Origin of the sequence: Mesorhizobium sp. M7A.F.Ca.CA.001.10.2.1 (assembly GCF_003998575.1) — a bacterium.
Classification (GTDB): Bacteria; Pseudomonadota; Alphaproteobacteria; order Rhizobiales; family Rhizobiaceae; genus Mesorhizobium.
This window is the reverse complement of sequence record NZ_RZQY01000238.1, coordinates 1-8,240: the sequence shown is the minus strand read 5'-3', so window position 1 is coordinate 8,240 and position 8,240 is coordinate 1. Positions and strand designations below refer to the sequence as shown.

6 protein-coding genes and 2 pseudogenes are annotated in these 8,240 nt (G+C 62.4%); 6 read left to right on the top strand and 2 right to left on the bottom strand.

Annotated elements, in window-relative coordinates; genetic code table 11:
• Positions 1-104: 104 nt before the first annotated feature.
• From tolB to ftsH, 6 genes and pseudogenes are all read left to right on the top strand, one after another.
• Positions 105-791: pseudogene (tolB, locus tag EN964_RS16750) on the top strand (Tol-Pal system protein TolB); the annotation flags it as partial.
• Positions 792-892: 101 nt separating this feature from the next.
• The gene (locus EN964_RS16745; protein ID WP_236383235.1) at positions 893-1,192 is read left to right on the top strand and encodes a four helix bundle protein; all 300 of its coding nucleotides are present in this window, start codon (positions 893-895) and stop codon (positions 1,190-1,192) included.
• Positions 1,193-1,438: 246 nt separating this feature from the next.
• Entirely contained in the window at positions 1,439-1,945 is a 507-nt protein-coding gene (pal, locus tag EN964_RS16740; protein WP_013529149.1) for a peptidoglycan-associated lipoprotein Pal, read from the top strand.
• A 224-nt stretch (positions 1,946-2,169) separates the two neighbouring features.
• The gene (ybgF, locus tag EN964_RS16735; protein WP_127270140.1) at positions 2,170-3,279 is read left to right on the top strand and encodes a tol-pal system protein YbgF; all 1,110 of its coding nucleotides are present in this window, start codon (positions 2,170-2,172) and stop codon (positions 3,277-3,279) included.
• A 57-nt stretch (positions 3,280-3,336) separates the two neighbouring features.
• Positions 3,337-4,731 carry a tRNA lysidine(34) synthetase TilS gene (gene tilS, locus EN964_RS16730; protein WP_127270142.1) on the top strand — a complete coding sequence of 465 codons (1,395 nt, stop codon included), beginning with the start codon at positions 3,337-3,339 and terminating at the stop codon, positions 4,729-4,731.
• A 125-nt stretch (positions 4,732-4,856) separates the two neighbouring features.
• Entirely contained in the window at positions 4,857-6,785 is a 1,929-nt protein-coding gene (gene ftsH / locus EN964_RS16725; RefSeq protein ID WP_023811859.1) for an ATP-dependent zinc metalloprotease FtsH, read from the top strand.
• A 248-nt stretch (positions 6,786-7,033) separates the two neighbouring features.
• On the opposite strand, the gene EN964_RS16720 is transcribed toward ftsH, so the two are convergent.
• Complete coding sequence (locus EN964_RS16720) at positions 7,034-7,486, bottom strand: hypothetical protein (protein WP_127267141.1); 453 nt, start codon at positions 7,484-7,486, stop codon at positions 7,034-7,036.
• 242 nt (positions 7,487-7,728) lie between these two features.
• Positions 7,729-8,240: pseudogene (locus tag EN964_RS16715) on the bottom strand (hypothetical protein); the annotation flags it as partial.

Sequence of the window (8,240 nt, the reverse complement as noted above, 5' to 3'; positions counted from 1 at the left end):
CGATCGACCTGCCGTCCGAGAGATAGCGAACGTTGGCGCCGTCCTGGTCCATGATCGCGAGGCGCTTCTTGCGCGCATTCTTGGCGCCGGATTCGTCGATGAAGACGACGCGTTTCTCGCCGAACCGGCAGGAAATCACCTACATGTCCTATGAAAGCGGCCAGCCGCGGGTCTACCTGCTGCAGATCGAAACGGGGCAGCGCGAACTGGTCGGCAACTTTCCGGGCATGACCTTTGCGCCGCGCTTTTCGCCCGACGGCCAGAAGGTGATCATGAGCCTGCTGCGCGACGACGGCAATTCCAACATCTTCGCCATGGACCTGCGCAGCCGCTCGACGACGAGGCTGACCAACTCGACCGCCATCGACACCTCGCCGTCCTATTCGCCCGACGGCAGCAAGGTGGTGTTCACCTCCGACCGTGGCGGCCGCGCGCAGATCTACGTGATGGGAGCCGACGGCTCGGGCCAGACCCGCATTTCCTTTGGCGACGGCGTCTATTCGACGCCGGTATGGTCGCCGCGCGGCGACCTCATCGCTTTCACCAAGCAGACCGGCGGCGAATTCCAGATCGGCGTCATGAAGACCGATGGATCGGGCGAGCGCATCCTGTCCTCCGGCTTCCAGCAGGAGGGACCGACCTGGGCACCGAACGGCCGCGTGCTGATGTTCTTCCGCGATTCCGCCGGCGGGCCCAAACTGGTTTCGGTCGATCTGACCGGACGCAACGAACAATCGATCCCGACGGCGAACTTCGCTTCCGACCCGGCCTGGTCGCCGCTGCTTGAATAGAGGAACTGGGGAACTGAAGAACTGAAGAATGGAGAAGGCGGGCGGCTACATTAATCGCGCGAAGGATCTAGAGGTATATAAGCGCGCTTATGTGGTTTCTCTTGACGTCCATAAAGCTCGCTTTCCCGAAAATGGAGCAATACGCACTGGCTGATCAGTTGCGTCGCTCCAGCAAAGGAATCTGCGCCAATTTGGCTGAAGGATTTGCCAAGCAGACTCACTCCAAACCCGAATTCGCGCGGTTCATTTCGATGGCAATGGGGTCATGCAGCGAGGTGGAGACGTGGATTTCCTATGCGTTCGACCTTGGATACATCAGCCAGACACAACACGACGATTGGCTGCGATCCTATGCCCATATCTACGGCATGCTGATCAATCTGAGAGAAAAGCTGAAGTGAATTCTCTCTTCAGTTCCTCAATTCCCCAACTCTTCAATTCCTCATTTCCATCTCTTTGTCGCGTTTTGGCCGTATTTACGCCTAGGGTCCGCGTGAAATGTGGCTTCAGGCCAAAACGGCTGCGGACGGGCAGCTTAAACCAAAATTTAACCGTGTTTCTTGAATGCCGGTTAACCCAAACGTGGTTACTGGGTGATCAACGAAATCACTCAAATTAGATCACTCGAAATACGAAGGAGAGGCGGCATGGGCCGTATTGCAGCACTTACCAGAAACCCGGTCATGATCGCGCTGGTGGCGATGCTCGCCATCGCAGGTTGCGCCTCGAAGAAGACGCCGAACAACGCGGCCGATCTTGGCCTTAACGGCGCCGGCGCCGCAACACCCGGATCGGCGCAGGACTTCACCGTCAACATTGGCGACCGCATCTTCTTCGATACGGACTCGACCTCGATCCGTGCCGACGCGCAGACGACGCTCTCGCGCCAGGCGCAGTGGCTGAACCAGTACAAGCAGTATGCCATCGTCGTCGAAGGTCATGCCGACGAACGCGGCACACGTGAATACAATCTGGCGCTCGGCGCCCGCCGCGCCGCCGCCACCCGTGACTTCCTTGTCGCCAAGGGCGTCTCGGCCAGCCGTCTCAAGACCATTTCCTACGGCAAGGAACGTCCGGTCGCGGTTTGCGACGACATCTCCTGCTGGTCGCAGAACCGCCGCGCGGTCACCACGCTTAGCGGCGCTGGCTCCTGAAGCATCACGCAGCCGACCGGCGCGTCAAGAACGGCGGCCGTCTAGCGGTAAAAATGCAACATACCTGTGCGAAAGGCGGCCTTGGGGGCCGCCTTTTTCACATCCGGATGCCCGAAACAAAATTTGGCCGAAGTCTCGGCTCCTGCTATGAGCCGAGGGCGCTTGGCTGGTCCCATGCTGATTGGAAGGCGCGAACAAGCTAACGAAATCACTGCGAGAGGCACATGCATTTGAGATCGGTTCTGAGCGGCACGCTTGCGCTGCTGCTCCTATCAGGCGTCACCGCCCTGGCCAGCGGCACCGGGGCGAGCGGCACGGGGCAATCAACCGACAGCGGCTTTACCTTCCATCTTCCCAGTATCGAATTGCCCAACCTTTTCGGTCAAAAGAAGAAACCGGACCAGGTTCAGCTGGTGCAATCCGATCCTGCCGCTGTCACCAGCCTGGAAGAGCAGCTGCGGCAGATGAACGGCAAGATCGAGGAACTCAATTTCCAGGTCCTGCAGATGCAGGAGCAGATCCGCAAGCAGCAGGAAGACAATGAATTCCGCTTCCAGCAGCTGGAAGGCGGCGGCACGCAAGGCGGGCAGCCGCCGGCGCAGAAGAAATCGGACGCCACCACCGGCACCGACAACGATGTGGCGGCGGCCCCGGCAATACGGGCGCCGGCCGATGCCGGCGCCGCGCCCGCCAACGATCAATCGGCAGGCGGCAAGACGGTCGAGGATGTCATCGTCGAATCTCCCGACGGCGACCCCGGAAAGGTTATTCCCGGTACGGGAGCGCCGGAAAAGAATTTCGGCACCATCACCGTCGACAAGAACGGCAATGTCATCGATGCCGGCGGCAACACGCAATCGACCGCGCCGGCGCAGGACACCGCGCCAGTCGCCGGGGCGGCGCCCAAGGCCGGAAAATCCGATACGGTGGTCGCGGCGTTGCCCGCCACCAACAACCCGGAAGAGCTTTACCGCAACTCCTACCAGTTCATCCTCTCGGGCGACTACGGCACCGCCGAGCAGGGTTTTCGCGATCACATCGCCCGCTTCCCCAAGGATGCGAAGGCGGCGGACGCGCATTACTGGCTGGGCGAGTCATTGCTCGGCCAGCAGAAATACCGCGACGCGGCCGAGACGTTCCTTGCCGCCAGCAAGGACTACCCCAAGGCCAAGAAAGCTCCCGACATGTTGCTGAAGCTCGGCGTGTCGCTGGTCGGCCTCAAGCAGCATGATGTTGCCTGTGCCACCTTCAGCGAGGTCGGCAAGCGCTACCCTGATATTTCCAGTGCGCTCAAGGAACGCGTCAAGCAGGAGAAGGCTCTGGCTGCCTGCTGATCCTTGTCCTACATGTCGTTGTCCTGAAACCGGGATCACTTTTGGGCGACATGCATTATGCTCGACACCGAGCCGGACCTTTCGACTAACCCTTTTTCGCATATCGATTTTACCAGCGGCGCTGTTGCGGCCGTGTCCGGCGGCAGCGACTCGACCGCCCTGCTCCTTCTTCTCAGACACCATCTCGACCGTAAGGCGCCGGCAACCAGGCTGCTGGCGGTAACGATCGACCACGGTTTGCGGTCCGGTTCGGCTGCGGAAGCGCAAACAGTGGCGAAGCTGTGCGCCAGACTCGGAATTTCACACCGCATCCTGACATGGTCGGGCCCCAAGCCATCGACCGGCCTGCCCGCCGCCGCTCGCGAGGCGCGCTACCGGCTGCTGGCCGAGGCGGCACAAGCCGAAGGCATCGGCCTGATCCTCACCGGCCATACCGCCGATGACCAGGCAGAGACGGTGCTGATGCGGCAAGCGCGCGAGGAAGGATTGGCGCGGGACGGGGGCCAAGGCCATGCCGAAATGGCAGGCCGGGGACTTGCCGGCATGGCGCCGGCCACCTTGTATGACTGGCGCGAGTGGATCGTTCGGCCGCTTCTCGGGTTGCGGCGCGAGGCGCTGCGCGACGTCCTGCGGCGTGAGAATGTCGGCTGGGCCGACGACCCCACCAATATCGACGCGGCCTTCGAGCGGCCGCGTGTGCGGGCAGCCCTTGCCGACAGCAACGGTGCGCAGCGCATCGACGATGCACTGGCGCTGGCCGCGCATGAGGGCCGCGCGCGCAGTCAACTCGGCCTCGCCGCCGCAAGTTTGATCGGCGATTTCGCGACCCGGCTGTCCTGCGGGCTCATTCGTCTTGATCCGCTCTTGCTGAACACAGGCGACGAGCGAGCGGCCGTCTATGCGTTGCGTATCCTGCTGGCCATGACCGGCGGAATTGCCTTCCTGCCGGATCAGGCCCGCAGCGAGGCTCTGTTCGGTCGGCTGAGGGCTGGATTTCTTTGCGCCACATTGTCGCGGACGGTTGTCGATTCCCGGCGCTCCGGCATCTTCCTGCGCCGCGAGGCGCGCGGCCTGCCCGCCGCCGCAACCCTTACTGGCAGCACCCTGTGGGATGGCCGCCGGCGCATCACATTGAACGACAGCAGCAGCGCATTGTTGATTGCCCCGCTAGGCACGGCAGCGGCGAAGCGGCTGGCGACGGGCCAAGGAAAAGCCCCGCCGAGCCTGATGCGCGCCGCGCTCGCGGCCGAACCGGCGTTGTGGCACGCCGGGGAATGCCTTGGTTTGCCTGGATATGAACTGAAGTCGGCGATGGTGGAAGTGCGGCCGGTCGTTAGTCCCTTTGCCCGCTTCCTGCCGTCCTTCGACCTGGCGCCGGCGCAGGCCGTCGCCGGGCTGATTGGCGCGGCCCCGGTCCCGCCCTTGCCTTTCAGCGGCCATAGTGCCGGCTGATGGTTGCGCGAAAGCTTAACCCAGACGTGCTGTTATGCTTGGCAAGGGGAGGTGCTCTCCCTATGTTAGGCGCAAGTTTCCTCTCATGACGCGTGTCCGCCCCGCGGACGCCAACGGGACAATTGATGAATCCGAACTATCGCAACCTCGCGCTCTGGGCGATCATAGCGGTCCTGCTCATAGCCCTGTTCAATCTGTTCCAGACGCCGCAGACGCGAGGGGCTTCCAGCGATGTGCCTTATTCGCAGTTCCTGCAGGATGTCGCGGCGGGCCGGGTCAAGACGGTGACCATCGCGGGCGCCCGCATCAGCGGCACCTACACCGACAATGCCAGCGGCTTCCAGACCTATTCGCCCGGCGATCCTTCGCTGGTCTCGCGGCTGCAGGACAAGAACGTCACCATCAATGCGCGGCCTGAAACAGACGGTTCCAATTCGCTGTTCGGCTATTTGATCTCTTGGCTGCCGATGATCCTCATCCTCGGCGTCTGGATATTCTTCATGCGCCAGATGCAGTCCGGCTCCGGCCGCGCGATGGGCTTTGGCAAGTCGAAGGCCAAGCTGCTCACCGAAGCGCATGGCCGCGTCACCTTCCAGGATGTTGCCGGCGTCGACGAAGCCAAGGAAGATCTGGAAGAGATCGTCGAGTTCCTGCGCGATCCGCAGAAATTCCAGCGGCTCGGCGGCAAGATTCCGCGCGGCGTGCTGCTCGTCGGCCCTCCGGGAACCGGCAAGACGCTGCTCGCCCGCTCGGTTGCCGGCGAAGCCAATGTGCCGTTCTTCACCATTTCCGGTTCTGACTTCGTCGAGATGTTCGTAGGCGTTGGTGCAAGCCGCGTCCGCGATATGTTCGACCAGGCCAAGAAGAACGCACCCTGCATCATCTTCATCGACGAAATCGACGCTGTCGGCCGTCATCGCGGCGCCGGCCTCGGCGGTGGCAACGACGAACGCGAGCAGACGCTGAACCAGCTGCTGGTCGAGATGGACGGCTTCGAATCCAACGAAAGCATCATCCTGATCGCCGCCACCAACCGGCCCGACGTGCTTGACCCCGCCCTGCTCAGGCCAGGCCGCTTCGACCGCCAGGTCGTGGTGCCGAACCCTGACATCGTCGGCCGCGAGAAGATCCTCAAGGTGCATGTGCGCAACGTGCCGCTGGCGCCCAATGTCGACCTCAAGGTGATCGCGCGCGGTACGCCGGGCTTTTCCGGCGCCGATCTGATGAACCTCGTCAACGAATCCGCGCTGATGGCGGCACGGCGCAACAAGCGCCTCGTCACCATGGCCGAATTCGAGGACGCCAAGGACAAAATCATGATGGGCGCCGAGCGCCGCTCGTCGGCCATGACCCAGGCCGAGAAGGAGCTGACCGCCTACCATGAGGCCGGCCACGCCATTCTCGCGCTCAACGTGCCATCGGCCGATCCGCTGCACAAGGCCACGATCATTCCACGCGGTCGCGCGCTCGGCATGGTCATGCAGTTGCCCGAAGGCGACCGCTATTCGATGAGCTACAAATACATGATCTCGCGTCTCGCCATCATGATGGGCGGCCGCGTCGCCGAGGAGTTCAAGTTCGGCAAGGAGAACATCACCTCCGGAGCCTCTTCGGATATCGAGCAGGCGACCAAGCTGGCCCGCGCCATGGTCACGCGCTGGGGCTTTTCCGACAAGCTCGGCCATGTCGCCTATGGCGACAACCAGGAAGAAGTGTTCCTTGGGCATTCCGTGGCCCGCACGCAGAACGTCTCGGAAGAAACGGCGCAGATCATCGATGCCGAAGTGCGCCGCCTGATCGACGAGGCCTATTCGTCGGCGAAGTCCATCCTGACCAAGAAGAAGAAGGAATGGATCGCGCTGGCGCAGGGCCTGCTGGAATACGAGACGCTGTCCGGCGAGGAGATCAAGCAGTTGATCGCCGGCCACAAGCCCGCGCGCGACCTCGGCGACGATACGCCGCCGAGCCGTGGCTCGGCCGTGCCGAAGTCCGGCGGCCGGCGAAAGAAGGGTCCTGAGCCCGAAGGCGGTATGGAACCGCAGCCGTCGAGTTGAGCTTGACCACTGATTTCATCGAACGCCGCGGCTTACTCCGCGGCGTTTTTTGTTTTTGGCGTTGAGGAGGAGTTGTCCGCGACCTCGCATCTGCGACGGTGACGATTGGCGAAAGCCTAGGTGATAGCCAATCTCCCCCCGCAAGGGGGGAGATTGGCAACGTCGCCGCTGGCGTGCCCTCGAAGGCAACAAAAAGGCCCGCGAACCCTGCGGTTCGCAGGCCTTCTCTTCTTCAGATGCCTTGTCGCTCAGCTCTTCAGCTTGGCATTGCACAGGCTGTAATAACCGCCGCCCTTCTGGATCCAGCGAAGGCCGTTCAACGTGCCCGCGTCCTTGTTGCCATGGTAGCCCTGCAGACAGGTCTTCATGCGCGCCTTCGCGGGCTTTTCGGTCTTGAACTCGCCGGCCAGCGTGGTCGGGAATGTCACGCCCGCGGGCGCTACAGTGGGGGCGACCGCCGCGCTGGTTTCCTTTTTCGTCTGCGGCTCGGTTTTGACCGTATCCTCGCTGACACTGTCCGCTGCTGATGTCGCGCACTTCTCCTTGCGAAAAGCCGTCCAGTCCATGCCGTTCAGAGTGCCGCCTTCCTTGGCTGTTCGATAGGTCTCGCCGCATTCCTTCATCGTCAGTGCGCTTGCGGGGGCGACGCTCCAAGCGACAAATGCGGTCGCAGCCAATACCGCCAATTTCAAACCGTGCATAAGACCCTCCTGGTTGATAATAAGTTTGGCGTCTTTTTGTATATGGTTTGTTCTCTATATGTTCAACCAGAATCTTTACGGACTACCGATGAGCTTGGCGGTGGGCAGTGTAGGCGAATTGATGATGCCAGCAGCCCGGCGACATGCAGATGCGAGCAAGGCAGCGTGCGTCTTCGCGCAACAAAAAAGGCCCGCGCATCTTGCGATGCGCGGGCCTTTGTTTGGAGACTATGGCTAAGCGATCAGCCCTTCAGCTTGGCATTGCACAGGCTGTAGAAGCCGCCGCCCTTCTGGATCCACTTCAGGCCGCCGAGCGCGTTGGCGTCCTTGAGGACATAATACTGGTCGAGGCAGGTGTGCATGCGGCCCTTTCCGGGGGTCTCGCTGGCATATTTCGCCGAGATCGCGGACGGGAACTTGACGCCCTTGGGCGCAGCCGTCGTCGGCTTCGCCGGCTCCGTGGTGTAGCTGGCCTCGTCGGCGGCCGGCACCGTGTCGTCATCCGATGCGCCGGCGCCGCATTCGGTCTTGCGGAAGTCGTTCCACTTCATGCCCTTCAGCGTGCTGGCCGTCTTGGCGGCCTGATACTTGGTGCTGCATTCGGCCATGCTCAGACCCTTGCCGTCGGCGGGGGCCGCGGCAGCCTTGGTGGTTGCCGGCTTGGCGGCGGCAGCGGCGGATGCACCGGCGGCGCATTCGGACTTGCGGAAGTCGTTCCACTTCATGCCGTTCAGCGTGCCGGCAGCCTTCGCCG

Excerpts from the sequence above, each read along its gene's own strand:
- ybgF (WP_127270140.1), top strand. The coding sequence starts at position 2,170 with ATGCATTTGAGATCGGTTCTGAGCGGCACGCTTGCGCTGCTGCTCCTA.
- EN964_RS16720 (WP_127267141.1), bottom strand. The coding sequence starts at position 7,486 with ATGCACGGTTTGAAATTGGCGGTATTGGCTGCGACCGCATTTGTCGCT.
- ftsH (WP_023811859.1), top strand. The coding sequence starts at position 4,857 with ATGAATCCGAACTATCGCAACCTCGCGCTCTGGGCGATCATAGCGGTC.
- pal (WP_013529149.1), top strand. The coding sequence starts at position 1,439 with ATGGGCCGTATTGCAGCACTTACCAGAAACCCGGTCATGATCGCGCTG.
- tilS (WP_127270142.1), top strand. The coding sequence starts at position 3,337 with ATGCTCGACACCGAGCCGGACCTTTCGACTAACCCTTTTTCGCATATC.